At 26.9% G+C, this 23,786-nt stretch carries 22 protein-coding genes; all 22 read left to right on the top strand.

Going from position 1 to position 23,786, the window contains the following annotated elements; all coding sequences use genetic code 11:
* Nucleotides 1–45 precede the first annotated feature (45 nt).
* Nucleotides 46–750, top strand: coding sequence for a cytidylyltransferase domain-containing protein (locus NT01CX_RS04510; RefSeq protein ID WP_039226639.1), 705 nt, complete (start codon nt 46–48; stop codon nt 748–750).
* Nucleotides 743–1,801, top strand: a complete 1,059-nt coding sequence (gene neuB / locus NT01CX_RS04515) for an N-acetylneuraminate synthase (protein ID WP_011721862.1) — start codon at nt 743–745, stop codon at nt 1,799–1,801. The genes NT01CX_RS04510 and neuB overlap by 8 nt, the downstream gene beginning before the upstream one ends.
* A gap of 18 nt (nt 1,802–1,819) precedes the next feature.
* Nucleotides 1,820–2,968 carry a UDP-N-acetylglucosamine 2-epimerase gene (gene neuC, locus NT01CX_RS04520; protein ID WP_011721863.1) on the top strand — a complete coding sequence of 383 codons (1,149 nt, stop codon included), beginning with the start codon at nt 1,820–1,822 and terminating at the stop codon, nt 2,966–2,968.
* Nucleotides 2,969–3,002: 34 nt separating this feature from the next.
* Nucleotides 3,003–3,641 (top strand): acetyltransferase, encoded by a 639-nt coding sequence (locus tag NT01CX_RS04525; RefSeq protein WP_011721864.1) that lies wholly within the window; start codon nt 3,003–3,005, stop codon nt 3,639–3,641.
* Between the two features lie 16 nt (nt 3,642–3,657).
* The gene (locus tag NT01CX_RS04530; RefSeq protein WP_242846043.1) at nt 3,658–4,695 is read left to right on the top strand and encodes a nucleotidyltransferase family protein; all 1,038 of its coding nucleotides are present in this window, start codon (nt 3,658–3,660) and stop codon (nt 4,693–4,695) included.
* Nucleotides 4,696–4,719: 24 nt separating this feature from the next.
* Nucleotides 4,720–5,715 carry an NAD-dependent 4,6-dehydratase LegB gene (locus NT01CX_RS04535; protein ID WP_011721866.1) on the top strand — a complete coding sequence of 332 codons (996 nt, stop codon included), beginning with the start codon at nt 4,720–4,722 and terminating at the stop codon, nt 5,713–5,715.
* Between the two features lie 14 nt (nt 5,716–5,729).
* Complete coding sequence (locus NT01CX_RS04540; protein WP_011721867.1) at nt 5,730–6,827, top strand: LegC family aminotransferase; 1,098 nt, start codon at nt 5,730–5,732, stop codon at nt 6,825–6,827.
* Between the two features lie 124 nt (nt 6,828–6,951).
* Entirely contained in the window at nt 6,952–8,499 is a 1,548-nt protein-coding gene (gene murJ / locus NT01CX_RS04545) for a murein biosynthesis integral membrane protein MurJ (protein ID WP_011721868.1), read from the top strand.
* A 21-nt stretch (nt 8,500–8,520) separates the two neighbouring features.
* Nucleotides 8,521–9,876: an O-antigen ligase family protein gene (locus NT01CX_RS04550; RefSeq protein ID WP_011721869.1), complete on the top strand. Its 1,356-nt coding sequence runs from the start codon at nt 8,521–8,523 to the stop codon at nt 9,874–9,876.
* Nucleotides 9,877–9,906: 30 nt separating this feature from the next.
* A complete protein-coding gene (locus NT01CX_RS04555; protein WP_011721870.1) occupies nt 9,907–11,031 on the top strand; it encodes a glycosyl transferase in 1,125 nt (374 codons plus the stop codon).
* 1 nt (nt 11,032) lies between these two features.
* Nucleotides 11,033–12,124, top strand: a complete 1,092-nt coding sequence (locus NT01CX_RS04560) for a glycosyltransferase (protein ID WP_011721871.1) — start codon at nt 11,033–11,035, stop codon at nt 12,122–12,124.
* Between the two features lie 47 nt (nt 12,125–12,171).
* A complete protein-coding gene (locus tag NT01CX_RS04565) occupies nt 12,172–13,656 on the top strand; it encodes a hypothetical protein (protein ID WP_011721872.1) in 1,485 nt (494 codons plus the stop codon).
* A gap of 28 nt (nt 13,657–13,684) precedes the next feature.
* Nucleotides 13,685–14,710: a glycosyltransferase family 2 protein gene (locus NT01CX_RS04570; RefSeq protein WP_011721873.1), complete on the top strand. Its 1,026-nt coding sequence runs from the start codon at nt 13,685–13,687 to the stop codon at nt 14,708–14,710.
* A 95-nt stretch (nt 14,711–14,805) separates the two neighbouring features.
* Nucleotides 14,806–16,077, top strand: a complete 1,272-nt coding sequence (locus NT01CX_RS04575) for an O-antigen ligase family protein (protein WP_011721874.1) — start codon at nt 14,806–14,808, stop codon at nt 16,075–16,077.
* Between the two features lie 39 nt (nt 16,078–16,116).
* Nucleotides 16,117–16,770 carry a sugar transferase gene (locus NT01CX_RS04580; protein ID WP_011721875.1) on the top strand — a complete coding sequence of 218 codons (654 nt, stop codon included), beginning with the start codon at nt 16,117–16,119 and terminating at the stop codon, nt 16,768–16,770.
* 6 nt (nt 16,771–16,776) lie between these two features.
* The gene (locus tag NT01CX_RS04585) at nt 16,777–17,508 is read left to right on the top strand and encodes a WecB/TagA/CpsF family glycosyltransferase (protein WP_011721876.1); all 732 of its coding nucleotides are present in this window, start codon (nt 16,777–16,779) and stop codon (nt 17,506–17,508) included.
* A 22-nt stretch (nt 17,509–17,530) separates the two neighbouring features.
* The gene (locus tag NT01CX_RS04590; RefSeq protein WP_011721877.1) at nt 17,531–18,940 is read left to right on the top strand and encodes a flippase; all 1,410 of its coding nucleotides are present in this window, start codon (nt 17,531–17,533) and stop codon (nt 18,938–18,940) included.
* A 24-nt stretch (nt 18,941–18,964) separates the two neighbouring features.
* Nucleotides 18,965–20,089 (top strand): glycosyltransferase family 4 protein, encoded by a 1,125-nt coding sequence (locus tag NT01CX_RS04595; protein WP_011721878.1) that lies wholly within the window; start codon nt 18,965–18,967, stop codon nt 20,087–20,089.
* A gap of 61 nt (nt 20,090–20,150) precedes the next feature.
* Complete coding sequence (locus NT01CX_RS04600; RefSeq protein ID WP_011721879.1) at nt 20,151–20,729, top strand: nitroreductase family protein; 579 nt, start codon at nt 20,151–20,153, stop codon at nt 20,727–20,729.
* 174 nt (nt 20,730–20,903) lie between these two features.
* Nucleotides 20,904–21,542 carry a cyclodeaminase/cyclohydrolase family protein gene (locus NT01CX_RS04605; protein WP_011721880.1) on the top strand — a complete coding sequence of 213 codons (639 nt, stop codon included), beginning with the start codon at nt 20,904–20,906 and terminating at the stop codon, nt 21,540–21,542.
* 14 nt (nt 21,543–21,556) lie between these two features.
* Nucleotides 21,557–23,329 (top strand): Eco57I restriction-modification methylase domain-containing protein, encoded by a 1,773-nt coding sequence (locus NT01CX_RS04610; protein WP_011721881.1) that lies wholly within the window; start codon nt 21,557–21,559, stop codon nt 23,327–23,329.
* Between the two features lie 120 nt (nt 23,330–23,449).
* Nucleotides 23,450–23,785 carry an anti-sigma F factor antagonist gene (gene spoIIAA / locus NT01CX_RS04615; RefSeq protein WP_011721882.1) on the top strand — a complete coding sequence of 112 codons (336 nt, stop codon included), beginning with the start codon at nt 23,450–23,452 and terminating at the stop codon, nt 23,783–23,785.
* The last annotated feature ends 1 nt before the right edge of the window (nt 23,786 follow it).

The following is a 23,786-nucleotide window of genomic DNA, read 5'->3' on the forward strand; positions in this document are numbered from 1 at the left end:
TATTTTATGAACAATTAGTTTATAAAGAAATGGTGATGATTGAAATTGTATAAGAATAAAAAAATACTAGCGATAATCCCAGCTAGAGGTGGTTCAAAGGGAATACCACATAAAAACATAATGAAGATCGGTGAGAAGCCATTAATAGCTTATTCAATTGAGGCTGCTAAAGAATCTAAATATATAGATTACATATTAGTTTCTACAGATGATACTTGCATAAAAGAAGTTTCTTTAAGGTATGGAGCAAAGGTACCTTTTTTAAGACCTGATGAAATATCTACAGATAGAGCAAAATCCATAGATGTAGTATTACACGGAATAGATTATTTAAAAGAGCATAATGAGAATTTTCATTATGTAATATTGCTTCAACCAACATCACCTCTTAGAACAAGTGATGATATAGATACTGCAATAGAAAGTGTTATAGAAGCCAATAAAGATTCTCTTATAAGTGTATGCGAGTGTAGTGAAAATCCTATACTTATGAGAACCATTGAAAAGGAAAAATTAAAACCTGTATTAGAATTTAATGGAGATAATCTAAGAAGACAGGAATTACCTACATTTTATGTTTTTAATGGAGCTATATATATAAATAAAGTGGACATGCTACAAAATAAAAAAGAATTTGTAGATGAAAACACAATGCCATTTATTATGGACATTAAAAAGTCTATTGATATAGATAATATGATAGATGCTAAAATTGCAGAAATGATTTTAAAGGAGAATAAAAATGATTAAAATAAGGGATAAAATAATTGGTGGAAATGAAAATGGTGACCACAAATGTTTTATAATAGCTGAAGCTGGAGTTAATCATAATGGAAGTATTATTCTTGCAAAAAAGTTAGTTGACAAAGCAGTGTATGCTGGAGCTGATGCAGTTAAATTTCAAACCTTTAAAAGTGAAAAATTAGTTACAGGATATGCATCTATGGCAAAATATCAGAAGGACAATATAGGAATACAAGATACTCAGTTTAATATGTTAAAAAAACTAGAGCTAAGTTATGATGAATTTGTAGAACTTAAAAATTATTGTGATGAAAAGGGGATTTTATTTATGTCTACTCCTTTTGACTTTGAAAGCGCTAAATTTTTAAATTCTATGGATGTTGAAATTTTTAAAATAAGTTCAGGAGATTTAACAAACATACCATTACTTCAATATATAGCTGAATTTAAAAAGCCTATTATATTATCTTCTGGCATGGCAACACTAGGAGAGATTGAAGACGCTGTAATGGCACTTAAACACAAGGAAATTTTAGATATAGCGGTGCTTCATTGTACATCTAATTATCCAGCAGCAATAAATTCTGTAAACTTAAAAGCTATGAATACTATAAAAAATTCATTTAATGTTATAGGAGGTTATTCTGATCATACGGAAGGCATTACTATACCTATAGCAGCTGCTGCACTTGGAGCAGACATAATAGAAAAACATTTTACATTAGATAAAAATATGGAAGGACCTGACCATAAAGCGTCTTTAAATCCAGAAGAATTAAAATTTATGATAGATGAAATAAGAAAAGTAAATGTGGCATTAGGCAGTGGAATAAAAACATTTACAAATAGTGAAATAGACACAATGAAGGTTGCAAGAAAAAGCATAGTAGCAAGTAAATATATAAGAAAAGGTGAAATTATAACAGAAGAACATCTAGATTATAAAAGACCTGGAACAGGACTTAAGCCTAAATATTATAAAGATATTATTGGAAAAAAAGCCTCAAAGGATATAGAAGCTGATATGCAAATAACTTTTGATTTAGTAGAAAGATAGAGGAAAGGTGAATTAGTTGTGAAAAGAAAAATTGCAGTTATAACGGGAACAAGGGCTGATTATGGAATATACTATTCAGTACTAAAGGCTATAGAAAATCATAAGGATTTAGAATTAAGTCTAATTGTATGCGGAATGCATCTTTCGCCTGAATTTGGAATGACAATAGAAGAAATACAAAAGGACGGATTTAAAATAGATGACAAGATAGACACTATACTATCGTCTGATAGTGGTTCTGCTATGGCAAAATCAATAGGTATAACACTTATGGGATTAACTCAAAGCCTAGAGAGAATAAATCCAGATATTTTATTAATACTGGGAGATAGGGGAGAGATGATAGCAGGAGCACTTGCAGCAGTTCATATGAATATTCCAGTAGCTCATATACATGGAGGAGAAGTTACAGGTACAGTTGATGAATCTATAAGACACTCCATAACTAAACTTTCACATATACATTTTCCAGCTAATGAGGATAGTAAAAGAAGAATAATAAAAATGGGCGAAGAAGAAAAAAACGTATACGTAGTTGGTGCACCAGGAATTGACTATATTAAAAATACAAAATACCTTTCTCGTGAAGAGGTACTAAAAAGATTTAATTTAAAAGATGATAAAATATTTATAATGACACAACATCCAGTTACTACAGAAAAGCATATGGTTTCTAATCAAATAGAAGAAACTCTTAGTGCCATTGCAAAACTTGGAGTTCAAACTATTATCTCATATCCTAATAGTGATAATGGTGGTAGAGAAATAATAAAAGTTATAGAAAAATATAGAGAAAAATATGATTTCCTAAAAGTATTTAAAAATTTAAGTCAAGTTGAATATTTAAGTCTTTTAAATACTGCTGATGTTATGATTGGAAATTCTTCATCGGGAATAATAGAAGCACCAAGTTTCAAACTTCCAGTAGTAAACATAGGAACTAGACAACAAGGAAGACTTAGAGCATGTAACATAGTTGATATATCATATAGCAAAAAAGAAATATTAGATGCCATAGACAAGGTTTTATATGACGAAGAATTTAGAAAAAATCTAGAAAACTGTGAAAATCCATATGGAGATGGAAAAGCTGGAGAAAGAATAGCAGATATTTTAAGTAAAATACAAATAAACTCTGATTTAATACAAAAAAGAATAACATATTAATTTAAAAAATTAATAAAAAGTTAAGAGGGGTTATATGGAGAAGATTGTATTAGTAGGTGGAGGAGGACATTGCAAAGTAATTATTGACATAATAAAAAGTATAAGAAAATATAAAATAGTTGGTATTACAGATGCAAACACAAAGGATGAGCAAATAATAGGAGTGCCTATTATAGGGAATGATGATGCTCTTGAGGATTTATATAATCAAGGTGTAGAAAATGCATTTGTTTGTGTAGGGGCTTTAGGTAGTATACAAATAAGAAACAAAATATTTAATAAATTAAAATCTATAGGGTTTAATATACCTAAACTAATACATAAAAATGCTATAGTATCACCTTATGCAAAAATAGGTGAGGGAACTTGTATTATGGCAGGTTCTATTGTAAATCCAGGAGCCACAATTGAAGAAAATTGCATAATAAACACCGGAAGTATTATAGAACATGATTGTTTAATAGGAAAAAATACTCATGTATCTCCTAAAGCATCAGTAGCTGGAGGAAGTAAAATAGGACACGATTGTCATATTGGAACTGGTAGCACTATAATTCAAGGAATTAAAATTGGTAATAATGTAGTGGTAGGAGCAGGGGCTGTTGTTTTAGATAATATAGAGGATAATGTTACTGCAGTAGGAATTCCCTCAAAAATAATAAAGCGTAGGTGATTTAGGGATGATTTCAATGGATATTTATTGTGTATCATCAAAAGCTACAATAAAAGATGCAATGGAAGCCATAGATAAAAATTTAATTGGAGCGGTTTTTATTGTAGATGATGATAAAAAAGTTATAGGTGTTGTGACAGATGGTAATATAAGAAGGGCAATACTAAAAGGATACAAAATAGAAGAAAGTGCAAAGGATATTTGTAACACTAATTTTAAATATGTAAATAAACTTACAAGCAAACAAAAGGTTAAAGAAGAAATGTTAAAATATAAAATAAGACAACTTCCTTTATTAGATGAAGAAGGAAAACTTATGGATATATATTTCTTAGATAACATCATATCTTATGAACAAAAGGAAAATTGTGTTTTTATATTAGCTGGAGGACTTGGAACTAGATTAAGACCTCTTACAGAAAAAGTACCAAAACCAATGCTTAAAATAGGCGATAAGCCAATGCTTGAAAGAATTATAAAGCAATTTAAAGCTTATGGATTCCGTAATTTTATAATTTCTATAAATTATAAAGGAGAAATTATTGAAAATTACTTTAAAGATGGTAGTGATTTTGATGTTAATATAGAATATGTAAGAGAAGAAAAGAAGCTTGGAACAGCAGGTTCAATAAGTTTAGCTAAAGATAAACTTAAAGATGATTTTATAGTTATTAATGGAGATATATTAACAGGAATAGATTTTGAAGAGTTGCTAAATTATCATAAGGAAAACAAATATGATATTACAGCTGGAGCTAGAAATTACGAAATGAGAGTTCCGTATGGCGTTATGGTGATGAAGGACAAGCTTATAAAATCATTAGAAGAAAAACCTACATATAATTTTTATATCAATAGTGGAATTTATGTTTTAAGTAAAGATGTAGTAAAATACATACCAGACAATAAAGAATACAATATGACTGATTTAATAGAAGATATTATAAATGACAATGGGAGATGTGGAGCTTACAATATAACTGAATATTGGTCTGATATAGGTCACATAGAAGATTACAAAAAGGCAAATGAAGATGTAAATAAATTTTTTTAAAATAATTTATAGAGGGTGTGTAATATGAACTGGAATGGGAAAAAAGTTTTAGTTACAGGTGCAGAAGGATTTATAGGAAGTCATCTAACAGAAAGATTAGTAGAACTTGGAGCTGAGGTTACAGCACTTGTACAATATAATTCTTTTAATAATTGGGGTTGGATTGATACATTTGATAAAAATGTAAAGGATAATATAAAAGTAATAACTGGAGATGTAAGAGAATATGACAGTGTAAAGAGAATGGTAAGTGGACAAGAAGTTATAATGCATCTTGCAGCGCTAATTGCAATACCATATTCATATTTATCTCCAATGGCTTATGTAAGAACCAATGTAGAAGGAACTACAAATATATTAGAAGCTTGTAGAGACGAAAAAAATATTGAAAAAATAGTTCATACGTCAACAAGTGAAACTTATGGAACAGCACTTTATGTTCCAATAGATGAAAAACATCCAATGCAAGGACAATCTCCTTATTCAGCATCAAAAATAGGTGCAGATAAAATGGCTGAAAGTTTTTATAGATCATTTAATCTTCCAATTGCAACAATAAGACCTTTCAATACATATGGTCCAAGACAATCTGCAAGAGCTGTAATACCAACAATAATATCACAAATACTTGCAGGAAAAAGAGAAATAAAACTTGGAAGTTTAACTCCTACAAGAGATTTTAACTATGTAAAAGATACAGCAGAAGCATTTGTTAAAATAGCAGAAAGTGAAAAGACAATAGGTGAAGTAATAAATGCTGGTTCTAACTATGAAATTAGCATAGGAGATACAGCTAAAAAGATAATAGATTTAATAGGACATGATGTTAAAATTCTTTGTGATGAAGAAAGAATAAGACCAGAAAAAAGTGAAGTAAATAGACTTTGGGCAGATAACACTAAAATAAAAAATCTTACTGATTGGACACCAAAATATAGTATTGATGAAGGACTTAAAGAAACAATAGAGTGGATAAAAAATAACATGCAATACTTTAAAACTGACATTTATAATGTATAAAGAGGGGGATTAAAATGATACCTTTATGTATACCTGAAATTAGAGGAAACGAGTGGAAATATGTTAAAGAATGTATTGATACTAACTGGGTTTCATCAGTTGGTAGTTATGTAAATCGTTTTGAGGAAAAGTTTGCAGAATATGTAGATGCAAACAGTGCAGTTGTAACAGTAAATGGAACAGCAGCAATAGAACTTGCACTTTTGACAGCTGGAGTTGGAATTGAAGATGAAGTTATAGTACCATCAATGACATTTATATCACCAGTAAATACAGTAAAATATGTAGGGGCAACTCCTGTATTTTGCGATGTTTGCAGAGATACTTTTGTTATGGATGCAGAAAAAATAGAAGAACTTATAACACCTAAAACAAAAGCTATATTACCGGTACATATATATGGACATCCTGTAGATATGGACAAGGTTATGGAAATTGCAAAAAAATATAATTTATATGTAATAGAAGATGCAACTGAAGCATTGGGTTCTAAATATAAAGGAAAAAAATTAGGAACCATAGGACATATGGGTGCATTTAGTTTTAATGGAAATAAACTTATTACAACTGGAGCAGGAGGAATGCTTGTAACAAATAGCGAAGAGTATGGTAAGAGAGCTAAATTTTTATCAACTCAAACTAAAGTGGTTTTAGAAAATAAGGCATTTTATCATCCAGAAGTAGGATATAATTTTAGAATGCCAAATTTACTTGCTGCATTTGGAGTTGCACAATTAGAAAACGCTGATGAGTATTTAAAAATAAAAAAGAAAAATGCTAGTTACTACAATGAGTTATTAAAGAATGTTAAGGGTATAACTCTTCCAATACAAAAAGATTGGGCAGAAAATTGTTACTGGTTATATTCTATTTTAGTTGAAGATGATTTTCCATTAACTAGAGACGAACTGATTAAAAAATTACAAGAAGAAGGAATAGAATCAAGACCATTTTTTATGCCTGTTCATAATATGCCACCTTATATAGACTGTGAACATGGTGATATGAGCATTACAGATGATATTTCAGCTAAAGGAATAAATCTTCCAAGCTCAGTATCACTTACTGAAGAAAATATAGAATTTATATGTTCTGTTATTAAAAATATATAGATAGGTATTAACATAATATTCTATGTCACTATAATTGATTATATAGTATAATAACTTTAGTTATTATACTATATAAAGATTATTAACAATTATGAGTGCCTTATACAGAATATAGGAGGAAGATATGAGCAAAGTTAAAGTGGCTAGATTTGCAAGTCAGGTTATGATAATTACAATTTTAAGTAAGTTAATGGGTTTCTGGAGAGATGCATTAATAGCAAAGGAATTTGGTACTACATACGAAACTAGTGCTTATATGATGTCATTAAATGTTTCAAGTATACTTTTTGGACTAATGGGTTTAGCTATTACAACAACTTTTATACCAATGCTAACTAGAAGTCTAAGAGAAAAAGGTAAGGATGACATGTATGAGTTCGGAAATACTGTTATTAATATCATAATCATACTTACAACAATAATAGGAGTTTTGGGATGGAAATTTGCTCCTCAAATAGTTAAAATAGTAGCCTGTGGTTATACTGGGGAAATATATGATTTGACAGTTCAATTAACTAGATTAAGTGTAATAAATGTAGTATTTATAGGACTTACAAGTGGATATACAGCAATACTTCAAACAATGGATAATTTTGCAGCACCTTCATTAGTTGGAGTTGCTATGAACATTTGTATTATAATATATTTATTATTTACAAAAAATACTACTATAGAAGGACTTACTATTGCTACAATAATTGGAAACGGAAGTCAAATATTAGTTCAAATACCGTGGCTTATTAAAAACAAATACAAATATTCATGTAAAATTAATTTTAAAGATCCAAGACTTAAAGAAATGATGACTTTAATTTTGCCTGTATTAATTGGTATTGGTATAAATCAAATCAATACCCTTGTAGATAACAATGTAGCTTCAAATTTAAATGAAGCAGCAGTTTCAGTAATACAATATGCTAATAGATTAAATTCTTTAGTATATGGAATTTTTGCTACATCTATAATTACAGTAATATATCCTACTTTAGCAAAATACATAAATGCTGGTGAAATTAAAGAAGACTTTAAGAAATATTTAAGCAAAGCTATAAACAATATAAATCTTATAATGTTTCCAGCAACAGTTGGAATTATTGTTCTAAGAACTAATATAATAAGTGTAGCCTTTAAAAGAGGAGTTTTCGATGAAAAATCCGTTGAAGCTACAGCGATTGCATTATTATTTTTAGCAATTGGAACAGGGGTATTAGGAATAAGAGATATTTATAATAGAGCATTTTATGCTATACAAGATACTAAAACACCTATGAAAAATAGTGCCATTGGAGTTTTAACAAATGTAGTTTTAGATATAACATTAGTTAAATTCATGGGAGTAGGTGGACTTACACTTGCTACAACTATATCTATATTTGTAAGTACAGTATTATTAGCCTTAGATTTAAGAAAAAAGATAGGAAATATAGATGCAGTTTCAGTATTAAAGTCAGGTTTTAAAATTTTAGTTTCTTCTGTAATGATGGGACTTGTAGTTTATATCATAAATACAAACATATTAAAATATGTATCAGGTAACAAAGGAAACATGTTATCTTTAATGATATGTGCCGTTGTAGGATCTATAGTATATGCTATAGCAATAAATATATTAAAAGTTGAAGAGTATCATGACATCAAAAAGTATTTATTATCAAAAATTAAAACTAAATAAATATTATAAAGGAGCATTAAAATGAGACAAACAGATAAGATATCTTTAGGGTTAAAAACATTTTTGTTATTGACCTTGTATTTTTTGTGGCTTGAAATTGCCATACCATTTAAAATTTCAGTTTTTAAAGTATTTTTGCTTATTTCTATGGGATTATTCTTAATTAAGTTAATACTTGATGGAAAAAATATGATAAGAGGAAAACTAAAATTTAGTAAAGTAAATACAATTTTTCTTTTGATTTTAACTTTATACATAGTTATAGATTTAGTAGGAATATTATATTCTCCAGCAAAAGTTTTTGCAGCTACTAAATATGCAGTAGTAATACCTATGGCTGTTTTAATTCTAATGTTTTATTTTACTATAGAAAGCAAACAAGATATTAAAAATATATTATTAGCTATGGGATTAGGATCAGTAACCATTGCGACATATACATTACTAGCATATTTTGTATGTACTAGTATAAAAGTTTCTTATTATACTCAATTATCTTTAATAAAGGATTATAATATTTCATCAACTTTAATACTCATGGGTGTTACAATTATACTTACACTTATAATTCAAAGTAAATTTCAAGGGAAAGTTAAATTTATACTATTTGCACTTGTAAGTATGATATGTTCACCAGTAATTTATTTAAGTGGTTCAAGAAGAAGTTTAATATTAATATTTGCAGAAGGTGCAGTTATTGTTTTATATTATATATTTGCTTCTTTAAAAAATAGAAAAAAAGTTTTAAGTACATTCTGTATAGTAATTGCTATGGTGGCATTTACAGGAGCTAGTGTTATAGGTGTACAATCATTACTTAAAACACAATCTGAAGATATAAAAGAAGTTAAAGTAGTTGATGCAGTTAATGAAAATGGATTAACAACTAAATATGAATCTCTTCGTAATGGTAGAGCATTAGTTAAAAGAGAATATATTTGGGGACTAGCTTTTAAAGATATAAAATCATCTAATGCTAAACAAAAATTCGTAGGAAAAGGTTCTTCTTATGATTGTTACATGTACACATTTGTTTATAAAAAAGAAATGAATAGTTTATATAGTGGAAAAGTAGGGGTACTTGGAGACATGCATCCACACAATGCTTTCCTATCAGATATGTTAAATGGTGGTATAATGAAATTAGTAGTTAGCATAGCTGTTTGGTTAGCAATATTAATCCAATTAATAGTATTATTAAAAGAAGATATAGACAAGCTAATGATTGTCCTATTACCTTGGGGGACTATTGTTAGTAATATGATGATGTCTGGAAGATACGGATATATATATTACAAAGAATTTTGGATGATAACTTTAATTACTATAATATTTATAGAACTTAAAAATTATAATAATAAGATAAGTGATATATAAATTATTTCATAAAACAAGAGAGGTTAAGTGATGGATAGAAAAAGATGTATATTTCACATACCATATAAAGTGAGCCCTGACATTGTGTCAGGGTCTCATATAAGACCTTTAAAAATGTTAAATGCTTTTAAGAATATAGGTTATGATGTAGACGTTATAATGGGGTATGGTGCAGAAAGAGAACAGTCCATTAAGAATATAAAAAAGAATATTGAAAATGGAGTAAAATATGATTTTTTATATGCTGAAAGTTCTACAATGCCAACTTTATTAACTGAAAAAAACCATATTCCTAAATACCCGTTTTTAGATTTTAGTTTTTTTAAGTATTGTAAAAGTCATAATATAAAAATAGGATTATTTTATAGGGATATACACTGGAAATTTGAACAATATAAAAATAATGTGGGAACAGCTAAAAGAATTATTTCTACTATGTTTTACAATTATGATCTTAAAAAATACAAAGAACTAGTAGATGTTTTATATCTGCCATCTAAAGAAATGTTCAAGTATTTAGAAATAGATTTTAAGGGTAAAATAGAAGAACTTCCCCCAGGTAGTGAAAAGAATGATAGAGTAGATTTAGTTAAATATAAAAGTGATGATTATTTAAATATATTCTATGTTGGAGGAATCAGTACAGAACTTTATGATATTAGAGAGTTATTTAAAGTGGCAAATGAACTGCCATGGATAAAGCTAACTGTGTGTTGTAGAGAAAGTGACTGGAATAATGTAGCTGATGCTTATTTGAATTATTTAAATGAAAGAATAAGTATCATACACAAATCTGGAGAAGAATTATATGCTTATGTAAAAAAAGCAGACATATTAAACTTATTTATAAGACCAACAGAATACTGGGAATTTGCAGTACCTGTAAAACTATTTACTTATATATCATATAAAAAGCCTATAATCTCTGCAAAAAATACTGTTACAGGAAATTTTGTTGAGAAAAATAATATAGGATGGTCCATAGATTACAGTAAAGAAGAATTAATAAAGATGTTAACAGAATTAAAAAACAATAGGAAAGAAATCGTAGAAAAGACTAGTAACATGGAAAAAGTTTTAGAAGAAAATACTTGGAATTCAAGAGCTAAAAAGGTTGTTAAAGATTTGTTAGCTATGGAGCAAGGAGGAAAATAATATGAAAATATGTTACTTAGCTGATGCAGGTAGTGTTCATACTAAAAAATGGTGTGATTTTTTTAAGAAAAAAGGTCACGATATTCATGTAATATCATTAAACCCTGGGAAAATAGATGGGGTTACAGTACATTCTTTAGATATAGAAACTGAAAGAGTTAAAAATGGTAGCAGTTTTTATAAAGTAAGATATGTATTTAAAATATTTCAAATAAGAAGTATATTAAAAAAAATTAAACCTGATATGGTACACGCACATTATGCTTCAAGCTATGGACTTATTGGTGCTTTACTTAATTATCATCCTTATGTAATATCTGTTTGGGGAAGCGACATTTATGAATTTCCACTAAAAGGCAAGTTGTTTGAGAAAATAATTAAGTTCAACTTATCAAGGGCAGATAAAATTTTATCTACAAGTAAAGCTATGGCTGATGAGACAAAAAAATATATTGATAAAAAAATATATATAACTCCTTTTGGGGTTGATAGAAATATCTTTAAGCCAATAGATAACAAAAAAGAAGATAAAGAAAATATTTTAATAGGAATTGTAAAAACTTTAGATCCAAAGTATGGAATTGAGTATTTAATTAGAGCTTTTGCTATGATAAAAAAAGAGTATAACAATGCTAAGCTTGAAATTGCAGGAGATGGAAATCAAAGAGAATACTTAGAAAATCTATGCTGTGAATTAAATATAAAAGAAGATGTTAAATTCCTGGGAAGAATAAACACTAGTGAAGTTGTTGAAGCTTTTAATAGATTTGATATAGCAGTATTCCCATCTATTAATGAAAGTTTTGGAGTTGCAGCTGTAGAAGCACAAGCATGTGGAGTTCCTGTTATTGTTAGTAATGTAGGTGGACTTCCTGAAGCTACAAGCCATGGATATAGTAGCATTGTTGTAGAAAAAGAAAACCCAGAAGAAATCTATGAAGCTTTAAAGAAGTTAATAGATGATGAAGATTTAAGAAAACAAATGGGTAAAAATGGTGTAAAATTTGTTGCGGAAAATTTTGATGTCATAGATAATTTTAATTATGTAAGTACAATATATGATAAAATTATAGATGAATTTAATTTAAAATAAAGTTTATACATCAAATAGGACCTTTAAGTTTAAAAGGAGAAATCAATATGATTGGTGCTTCAGATATATTATTAGATATAGAAAGAAAGTTTAAATTATTTGATTTGGAATTGAGAGAATTTAGATTTTGGTACATGAGCAGATATAAAATATATGAATTGATTAGAAGTAGTATGACTAGTAAAAATAAAGTCAGCATGGAAGATAAAAATACACTTAATTTAAAAAAGTCTTTTTCAAATTTTAAATATTTAAAAAGTTTTAAATTAGTAAAAAATAAATATTATCATTCAGATATTTTATGTGTTTCGGGGACTACTTTGAGAAGACAAATTGTAGAGAAAAAATATTTTGATGTTATTTTTGATTTCATTGGAAAATATGACAAAGACAATTCTTATGCTATTTTAAATACTTTAAGTGGAAATGGATTTATTAGCAATTACTATACTCCTAAATGCTACAATATGTCTAATTTAACATTATCCAATCACTTTGTAAAAAAAATATATAAATTTATTCTAAATCATGAAGAAATAAAATATATTGAAGATAAATTTAAAGAAGTTGAAAATTATTTAAAACAAGAATATAATATAGACTTGGATTTATGTAAAATAGTGTGTGGACAAACAGCGATTTTATTAGAAAATTATAAAGTTGCATTAAATGTAATAAAAAGAGTAAACCCTAAAGTTTTATATGTAGAATGTGCATATAGTCCTACTCATCTCTTATTTGTATATGCAGCTAAAAGTTTAAATATACCTGTAGTTGAGTTTCAACATGGATTAATTAGTGATAAACATGTAGGGTACAAATACAATAAAGAGACTTATAAAAAGGATCCAGTGCCAGACTACATATGTGTTTACGGATCGTATTTTGGACAAATGATACAAAATATGAATCCAGATTTAAAGTTAAACATAATAGAATATGGAAATTTACTTTTATATGAAGAAGTTTCAAAGGAATTTAATAATAACACTAATGATTATAATAATAAAAACAAGGATACATATGACTATTTGATTACAACTCAAGGAGAAGAGTTTGCAAAGTATTGGAATGAATTCTTATTACGGCTATTAGAAGTGGATAAAAGTAGTAGTATTTTATTAAAAGTTCATCCAAATGAAATAATGATATATAAACAACTTTATGGACAAATACTCAGCAATCCAAGAGTTACTTTTGCTGAAAATTATAACATATATGATTGTTTAAAAATGAGTAAAAAGCATTTATCGTGCTTTTCTACATGCCATTATGAAGCATTAGTTTATAATGTTCCTACATATGTAGTGAAATTTCCAGGGTGGGAACATGTAAATACACTAAAAAATTATAATGTAGGATTTTTTAATACAGCGGATGAATTTATATCCTATATTAAAGAAGAAAAAGAAAACATATTATTTGATAAGTTTAAAAAAGACTTCTTTGACATAGATTCAAATAAAATAAATATAAAAAAATTAGAAGAAAAAATAGTAGGATTTAATAATTTATTTACTAAAAGCATGTAGAGGATATTTAAAAAGGTAGGTATTAAAAATGGAAAAATTAAATACAGTTTCTATCGTAATTCCTTGCAGAAATGAAGAAAATTATATTGGAGAATGTCTAGATTCTTTTATAAATCAAAGTTATCCAGAAGAACTATATGAAGTCCTTGTTTGTGATGGTTTTTCTGATGATAATACAAGAGCAATTGTAAAAGAATATAGTGAGAAACATAGTAATATAAAACTTCTTGATAATAAAGGACGTTCTGCTCCTAAAGGAATGAATGTAGGTATAAAATACAGCGAGAAAGATATTATTATTATTTTTGGAGCTCATGCATATGCTGACAAAGATTTCATAAAAAATAATGTAGAAGCTTTAAAAAACAAAGAAGTTGGTTGTTCAGGTGGCCCAATTAAAACTATAAGTGAAAATAAAGTAGGAAAAGCTATTGCCCTTGCAATGAGCTCACCCTTTGGAGTTGGAAATGCATTATTTAGATTTGCTCAAAAGGAAATGTTTGTAGACACAGTAGCTTTTGGAGCATATAGAAGAGAAGTATTAGATTCTATAGGATACTTTGATGAAGAACTTGTAAGAAATCAAGATGACGAATTAAATTATAGAGTTGTAAAAGCAGGACATAAAATACTTTTATCTCCTAAAATAAAATCTGTATACTATAGTAGGGGTTCTCTAAGTAAACTATGGAAACAATATTATCAATATGGATTTTGGAAAGTAAGAGTAATGCAAAAGCATGGCAAAACTGCTTCTATACGTCACTTAGTGCCTATGGCATTTGTACTTAGTAATATATTTGGTATTATTCTAGGATTATTTTTTAAACCTATAAGATGGTTGTGGTTTGCAGAAATAATAATGTATCTACTATGTGATTTAATAAGTGCATTTAAAGTTTCAGATAAAAAATTTGGACTTATAAAATATATATTACTTATATTCCCTATACTACATATTAGTTATGGACTTGGATTTATAAATGGACTTTTCGGATTTTATGTATTTAAATCAGATAAATTAATAAATAAAAATACTAAAATGTCTAGATAGAATGAAGATAAATATATATAATATAAATGTCGTAATTTATTAGCACGCAATATGCGTGCTAATTTTGTAATTGTATACTGAAAGAGGTGACTTAAATGATTAAAAAGTTAAATAATTTTGCACGTAATTTTAATTTTTTAACCTTTGTTTTATGTGTTTATGTAATATTTATGCCATTAATTCCAAATGAACTTATGATAAGAGGAACAATGGTAAAAGGAGATCAAATCTTAGTTATATTTTTTATGGTTTATGCAATTAGAATACTAAGATATAAGGAAACATTAATGACCTGTGTAAAAGGTATAAAACACTTTTATAAGGATTCTATACTTGTATTCATGGGAATATTATTTTTAGCAATGATATTTTCGGTAAAGTATGCAACAGATTCTCACATAGCACTTGCTGAAAGCTTTAGATTTGCAACATATATTGCTATTTATTTCATTATAAAATATGAAATGAAAAGTAAAAAAGCATTAACTAAAGTTATAAATAGCTACATATTTTCCTGTCTTTTAGTAAGTGTATTTGGAATAGTTCAGTATTTTACTAAGATAGGATTAGATGAAAAATTTATATATAAGGGAAATTATTCAGTTAGTCTTAGAATAACTTCTACTATTGGAAATTCAAATAGTTTAGGGGCATTTTTAATAATAGCAGTATTTCCACTTATAATGATTTCTATTTATGAAAAATCTAAGTTTAAAAAGATATTTTATATAATAACTACATTGACATCAATAACAACTATAGTATTGTCTTTTTCAAGAAATGCTTGGATAGGACTTATTTTAGGATTAATTCTTTTAGTTATTATGTATAATTATAAATTAATCATCTTATTAATAGCAACAGGAGGCGGTGCATTACTAGTACCTTCTGTAAGAAGAAGATTGTTTGATTTTAAAACTATAGGTAGTGATGGAAGAGTAAGTCTTTGGAAAATTGCAGGGAAGATGATAAAAGATCATCCTATACGCGGAGTTGGAAATGGAAATTACTATACACTATTTGGAGAGTATGGTAAAAAATATCCAGAACTATGGTATAATAACCATGTAAATTTTCCATCTCATAATTCATATTTAAAAGTGCAAAGTGAACTTGGTATAGTTGGTATAGTTTCATTTGTATTGCTTCTTTTATCAATTGTAATAAAGATGAAACAATTTGCAACTAGAGTTACAGATAAATTTTATAAATATTTTTATACTGGATTTTTTGTATCAGTTATAGTATTTTTAATAATGAATGTATCAGACAACTTTTTATTTGTACCAAAGGTATGTTCTTATTTTTGGATATTAGTTGCAATAGCCCAATCAATTATTCATAATAGACTGGATACAGAAAAGTAAATAAAAAATTGAGAAATTAATTTTAATGGAGGAAAATGTATGGATGCTAAATCTATAAAAATTGATGTAGAAAATGATATTAAAAGAAAGAAGTTTCAGTTTGGTGTAAAGAGATTAATGGATATTATTTTATCTCTTATAGGAATAATAATACTTATACCTATTTATTTAATAGTATTTATAGCAATTAAAGTAGACTCAAAGGGTCCTGCTATATTTAAGCAAGTTAGAGTTGGAAAAGACAATAAAAACTTTAAAATATTTAAGTTTAGAACAATGGTTGTAAATGCAGAGAAAAAGAGAGAACTTAATATTGAAAATGTGGATATAGAAAATTTCGTATTCCAAAGTAAAAGTGATAACAGAATAACAAAAGTAGGTGCTTTTTTAAGAAAGACAAGTCTTGATGAACTACCTCAACTATTTAATGTTCTTATGGGAGATATGAGCCTTGTAGGACCGAGACCAGAAATACCTGATGTTGTTAAGTTTTATCCACCAGAGTATGCTCAAAGATTATTAGTACTTCCTGGAATTACTGGACTTGCACAAATTAGTGGAAGAGGAGAAATAGAACTTGGAAAAACTGTTTATTTTGATTTAACATATATAAAGAAATTTTCTGTTGGTTATGACATAGAAATCTTAATAAAAACAGTTTTAAGTGTATTCAAAAGAGAAGGAGCTTTTTAATTGAATATGGAGCTATTTACGAGTATTTTAAATTATAAGGTATTTAAACAAAGTAAAAAACAATTAATTGACTATATACAAAACTTTGAAAAGGTAAATATAATATCTGGAAATCCAGAAATATTATATATGGGAATTAAAGATAAGTTTTTAAATGATATTTATATGGCTAAAGAATCAGTTATAATTCCTGATGGAGTTGGAACTGTAATAGCTTCTAAAATAGTACATGATCCTGTGTCTGAAAAATTAGCAGGAATAGAAATTATGGAAGAAATAATAAAGAAATGTGAAAAAGAAAATAAGGGAATTTATTTAGTTGGAGCAAAGCAAGAAGTATTAGAAAATTGCGTGAAGAATTTATTAATTAAGTATCCAAAGCTAAAAATAGAAGGAAGTCATAACGGATATTTTGACTTAGATGATTGTACTCACATAACTGATGATATAAAAGAAAAAAAACCATATGCATTATTTGTTGCTATGGGATGTCCAAGGCAAGAAAAATTTATACATAATAATTTTGAAAACTTGCCATGTACTGTGTTTATGGGAGTTGGAGGAAGCTTTGATGTGTTTGCAGGAAAGGTAAACAGAGCGCCAAAGTGGATGATAAAGATAGGACTTGAATGGCTTTATAGAGTTATAAAAGAGCCATTTAGAATTAAGAGACTAGCTGTCATACCTAAATTTTTAATTCATGTAATTTTTAGTGGTAATAAAAAATATTCTAATTAAATTAGAATAAGGCGGTGTAAAAATGAACAAGATAGCTAAAAATTTACTATCTATAGCCTCATCTAGTTTTATATCTCAATTTCTTGCATTTATAATGATTGCTTATTATGCTAGAATTTTAGGAGCTGAACTATTCGGAAGAATTAGTTTGGCTCAAACTATGATGACCTATTTTACTATGATAACCTTGTTTGGATTTCAAACATCAGGTACAAGGGAAGTTTCAAAAAATGAAAATAATACAGAGGAATTAACCTCTTATATAGTTGTAACAAGAATTTTAGTAGCAACAATATGTTTTATTGTTATAATAGGTATTTCTTTTGGAGTTAATAAAGGTGTAGTTTTTAGAAATATACTTATAGTTTATGGATTAACATTATTTCCATTAGCATTTAATCTGGATTGGTTTTATTCAGGTATACAACAAATGCACCATAATGCTATATATAATGTTTTAAAGACTGGTATACCTTTTTTATTGATAGTAATTTTATTTAAAAGTCAAAATGATATTCTATTAATTCCGTTTTTCACATTTTTAGGACTTTTATGTGCAAGCTTTTACCATGTAATTATATTTAATAAGAAATTTAATTTTAAAGTATCTTTAAACTTTAATAAAAAGAAAGTAATAAAATATGTTATTTCTAGTATTCCTTTTTTATTATCAGGATTGTTATCTATGATAAATTGTAATATAGATTCTATTTTAATAGGGTTTATAAAAGGAGATTATGACCTTGGAATTTATTCTTCTGCATATAAGATAATATTCTTTTTAATAAATTTAATAGCAGTTATTTTTACTCCATTTTTCCCACTACTTATAAGTTATTATCACGATAAGGATATAAAGAACTTAAAAAAGGTGGTTAATAATGTTTGCAAGATAGTAGTTTTAATAGGAGTACCAATAGTAGTAGGTGGAATACTTTTATCAAAAGAAATAATACTTTTAGTATTCGGAGAGCAGTTTATAAAGGCACGTATACCATTTATAATATTGCTTCTTTATATACTTGTTTTGTTTATGAGAGAAACTTATGGATATGGATTAAATGCATGGAATAGAGAAGGGAAATATTTAAAAAGTGTTATTATATCTTCAATTGCAAATTTAATTTTAAATTTAATATTTATTCCAAAGTACGGAATAATAGCTGCATCTATTACAACATTAGTATCAGAATTATTGAACTTCTTTATTATGAGAAAATATGCATTAGAGGTTGTTTCTACAGATTACTTAAAAAATATTATAAAAATTATAATTCCAATAGTATTTATGAGTTTTGGTATTTTAGTTTTAAAACACTTTAACATTAATGTTATAGTTAATATTATTTTTGCAATTATAGTATACTTTGCTTTAGTAATATGGACTAAGTACATTGAAATAAGTGAGTTAAGAGGATTAATAAAAAAATAGTTAAGATTAAGTAGGTGATATTCTATGAGATATTGTGTATTATACCCCAACACTAAAAATGTAAATTTAGTTAAGGAAATGGGCATGATTCCATACAAGCTTCATAAAAAGTTTGGATATGATGCTAAAATAGCTTGTTATAATTTAGATGAGTATACATATTTAAATGAAGAAGTAAAAGGATTAAAAATAGACTTTATAGAAGAAAAATATAATAACTATAGTTTAGATGGACTTAAATATTTAAAAAAACATGCTAAAGAAATAGATGTTCTTCAAATATTTCATGTTACTTTATACTCTCTTTTATACGCTTTTAGATATAAAAGACTAAATAAAAAGGGAAAAATATATCTTAAATTAGACTGTAGTCATAAACTTGTAGATAGGATTTTATCTTTAAACAAAGTAAAGTATGCATTATTAAATAAATATTTAGATAAAGTAGACTTAATAAGTGTAGAACAAAAGGTGCTTTTTGAAAAATTAAAGAGTATTTTACCTACTCAAGCTAATAAAATGATAAACATTCCAAATGGAGTAGATTATAAGTACTTAGAAGAAAAGCAGATAAAATACAATTTTAATGAAAAAGAAAATACTATTTTAAGTGTAACAAGAGTTGGAGCAGAAGAAAAAAATACACAAATGTTAATAGAAGCATTTACAAGTATTGAAAATATAGAAGCATTAGGATGGAAGTTAAAAATAGTTGGACCTATTGAAGAAGAATTTAATGATTATATAAATAACTATTTTAAAAATAATCCTAAAATGAAAGATATAGTTAGCTTTACTGGAGCAATTCAAAATAGAGAAGAGCTTTTTAATGAATATAAAAAGGCTAAAATATTCTCATTAACATCTAATTTTGAAAGTTTTGGAATAGCATTTATAGAAGCTGCATCTCTTGGAGATGTTATTATATCAACAGATGTAGGAATTGCAAAAGAACTTATATCTAAAGGCAATGGAGCAGTAGTAGACACTGAAGATGTAGAGGCATTAAAGAGAGAATTAAAAAAATATATGATAAAAGATAACTTAAAAAATGATTCAGAAATTACTTATGAAATAGTGAGAGAGAATTTTAATTGGGATAACATAATAAATGAGCTAAATGATAGCATAAGTAAGTTTTTCAAGTAGCTATAAAAGTGCATAACAAACAATCCTTATACAAATAATAAAGTAAAAGGAGTGTGGTTTAATGGAATTTTATGAAGTTATAAAGAAAAGAAAAAGTATAAAAAAATTTGAACAAACTGCAATCGACAGGGATAAATTACTTAAAATAATAGATATGGCTATGAGAGCCCCATCATGGAAGAATAAGACCCCATACAAATTTATAGTTGTAGAAAGTGATAAATTAAAGTTAGATATAGCAAATGCTATAGAAAATAAAACTAGTGCAGCATCAGAGGCAGTTTTAAATTCTCCAATGACTATAGTAGCTGTTGCAAATCCAGAGGAGTCAGGTGATGTATCAGGAAAAGAAATATATTTAATAGATACTGCAATAGCAATGGAACACATAGTTTTAGGTGCTACAGATGAAGGATATGGAACTTGTTGGATTGCAGCCTTCAATGAAAACAAAATAAAAGAAGCATTAAAAATACCAGACAACTTAAGAGTAGTTGCATTAACTCCACTTGGAGTACCTAAAGATTCTGCAGAAGATGAACCTCATCATCCTAAAAAAGATATGGATGAATATTTATATATAGATAAATGGGGAACATCATTTATGGAGTCTAACGTTAAAATTTTAGAAAAAAATTAAATTATATTAATTTAGATATAATAAAAATGGTATAAAACTAAAAAAGTTTTATACCATTTTTATTTATTTTAAATTAATTAAAGGTATTATGTATATTAGGGTGGTTTATTATTGACATATTGTATCAATATAACTTAGAATAATAATATTGTTTGAATAAGAGGGGGTTAAAAAATGCAAAAAAAATTAATACTAGAAGAATATATAAATAAACTATCCTCAAAAGAGCCAACACCAGGTGGAGGAAGCGCAGCAGCTCTTGTATCAGCTTTAAGCAGTTCGCTTACAGCAATGATGTTAAATTTAACAGTAGGTAAAAAAAGATATGAAGGATATAGTAATAAGTTAAAAAAAGAAATTGATGATACACTAAAGGATACATTAGAATTTAATGAAAAATTTTTAGCATTTATGGATGAAGATGAAAAATCATTTTTAACTCTAATGGATGCATTTAAACTACCAAAAGATACAGAAGAAGAAAAAGAAATTAGAAAAAAAGAGATAGATAATGGATATGAAATAGCACTTAATACACCATTAAACTTAGCTAGAGAAGCATTATGCTATTATGAAAATATATTTACAACTGTAAAGTATGGTAATCCTAATTTAATATCTGATGCAGGGGTTGCCTCAATACTTCTTTACAGTGCAATTGAAAGTTCTATATTAAATGTTAAGATAAATTTAAGTGGAATTGAAGATAAATTTAAGAAAGAAGATATAGTAAATGAATGTAATAAAATCCTTGAAAGCGCATTGAATTATAAAATAGAGATAATGGAAATAGTTGAATCAAAGATAAAGTAGTTGGAGAGATGGAAATGTATGAGCTTTTTTTAAATAAAGTCAATGAATTATACAATATAATCAATGCACCTATAGATAGAATTTTTAAAACAATGGCCATAGAAAACTATAAAAAAACCTTAAATTTAGGTAAAGAAAAATTTTCAGAGATATACATAAGTCTAAAGGAAAAAGATAAGAAAAAGGAAAAGGGCGTTGTATATACCCCAAAGGAAATATCAGCATATATGCTAGAAAATGTTTTATCTAAGGAAGATGTAGTAAAAAATCCCTATATAAAAATACTAGATCCATCTTGTGGTTGTGGAGATATTCTTATAGTTTGTTATGAAAAATTAAAAGAAATATATATAGAAAATTTAAAATCCATAAATGAAGTTAACAATATAAATTTAAATGAAGAAGATATACCTAAACATATAATAAAAAATAACCTTTTTGGATTTGATATAGATGAAGTAGCTCTTAAAATACTAGCTATAGATTTGTTCCAAATAAGTGGGTATTTTTGTGACGAAAATTTAAGATGTATGGATTTCTTATTAAATAAATGTGATTGTAAATTTGATATCATTTTAGGAAATCCTCCTTATGTAGGACATAAATGTGTTGATAAGGAATACAGTAAAAAATTAAAGTCATCTTTTAAAGAAGTTTATAAAGATAAAGGAGATATTTCTTATTGTTTTTTTCAACAAGCTATAAATAATCTTATAAAAGAAGGCAAGTTATCCTTTATAACTTCCAGATATTTTATGGAATCACCAAGTGGAGAAGAACTTAGAAAGGTGTTAAAAGATGTATGTAGTCTTTATACTATAGTGGATTTTTATGGAATAAGGCCTTTTAAAAATGCAGGGGTAGATCCCGTTATAATATTTTTAATAAATAAACAAGATGCAAAAGAAGAGATAAAAGTAATAAAGCCAAATGAAATTTCTAAAAGTCAAGGGAAAAATTTTTACAAATCTTTATTTTTAAAAGAGGGAAATAGTTATAAGTGCTTTTATATAAACAAAAACTCTTTAAACAATAAGGGATGGATATTAAGAGATAAGAAAGAAAGAGATATAATATCTAAAATAGAAAAAAGAAGTTTTACTCATTTATACAATATATGTGATAGTTATCAAGGGATAATAACAGGGTGTGATAAAGCATTTGTTGTGGATAGTGAAACCATAAACAAAGAAAATCTAGAAAAGAATATTATAAAACCTTGGATTAAAAGCAGTTATATAAGTGAAAACAATATAGAAATGAAGGATACATATCTTATATATTCTGATTTAATTGAAGATGTAGAAAAGTATCCAAACATAATAAATCACATTAAATTACATAAAGATAAGCTTTTAAATAGAAGAGAATGTAAAAGAGGCGTTAGAAATTGGTATGAGCTTCAATGGGGAAGGAAAAAAGAAATTTTTGAAAAAAAGAAAATAGTATTTCCATATAAAGCAAAAGAAAATAAGTTTAGCATAGACACAAAAGGATGTTATTTTAGTGCAGATGTATATTCACTAATATTAAAAGATGGAGTACCTTTTACATATAAATATTTAACTTCTTTATTAAATAGTAAAGCCTATGAATTTTATTTTCAAAGCTTTGCAAAGAAGTTAGGACATGACTTGTATGAGTATTACCCAAATAACATTATGAAATTATGCATTCCAACTATGAGTGAAAAAGATGAGTTAACAGAAGAAGATATAAATAATATTTTCGGATTTACAGATGAAGAAATAAATATAATTGAACAGAATCATATAAAAGGTATTTAGTATAGATTACTAGATGCTTTTTTATTTGAAACGAATTATTTTTCCAAAAGAAGGAAATTACCTGCCTTTATAGAATTAGTTAAATAGATATACTATATTTATTACTATAGGAGGTAAAAAATGAATCTAGTGTTTGAGGAAAGAGAAGATATATTGATAGTACATATGGAAGGTGAATTAGATCATCATACTGCAGAAGAAGTTAGAAGCAGGATTGATGATAGAATAGATAGAACTAGATTTTACAAAGTTATAATGGATTTTACAAATGTAAACTTTATGGATAGTTCAGGAATTGGAGTTGTTATAGGTAGATATAAAAAGCTTTTGTTGAAAAAAGGAAAAATAAATATGATAGGTGCTAAAGGTGCTGTAAAAAGGGTTTTTGAATTATCAGGAATGTTTAAGATAATTCCTTTATACGATAGTTTGCAGGATGCAATGGAGAATATATAGT

The sequence above is a fragment of the Clostridium novyi NT genome (assembly GCF_000014125.1).
Taxonomy (GTDB): Bacteria; Bacillota; Clostridia; order Clostridiales; family Clostridiaceae; genus Clostridium_H; species Clostridium_H novyi.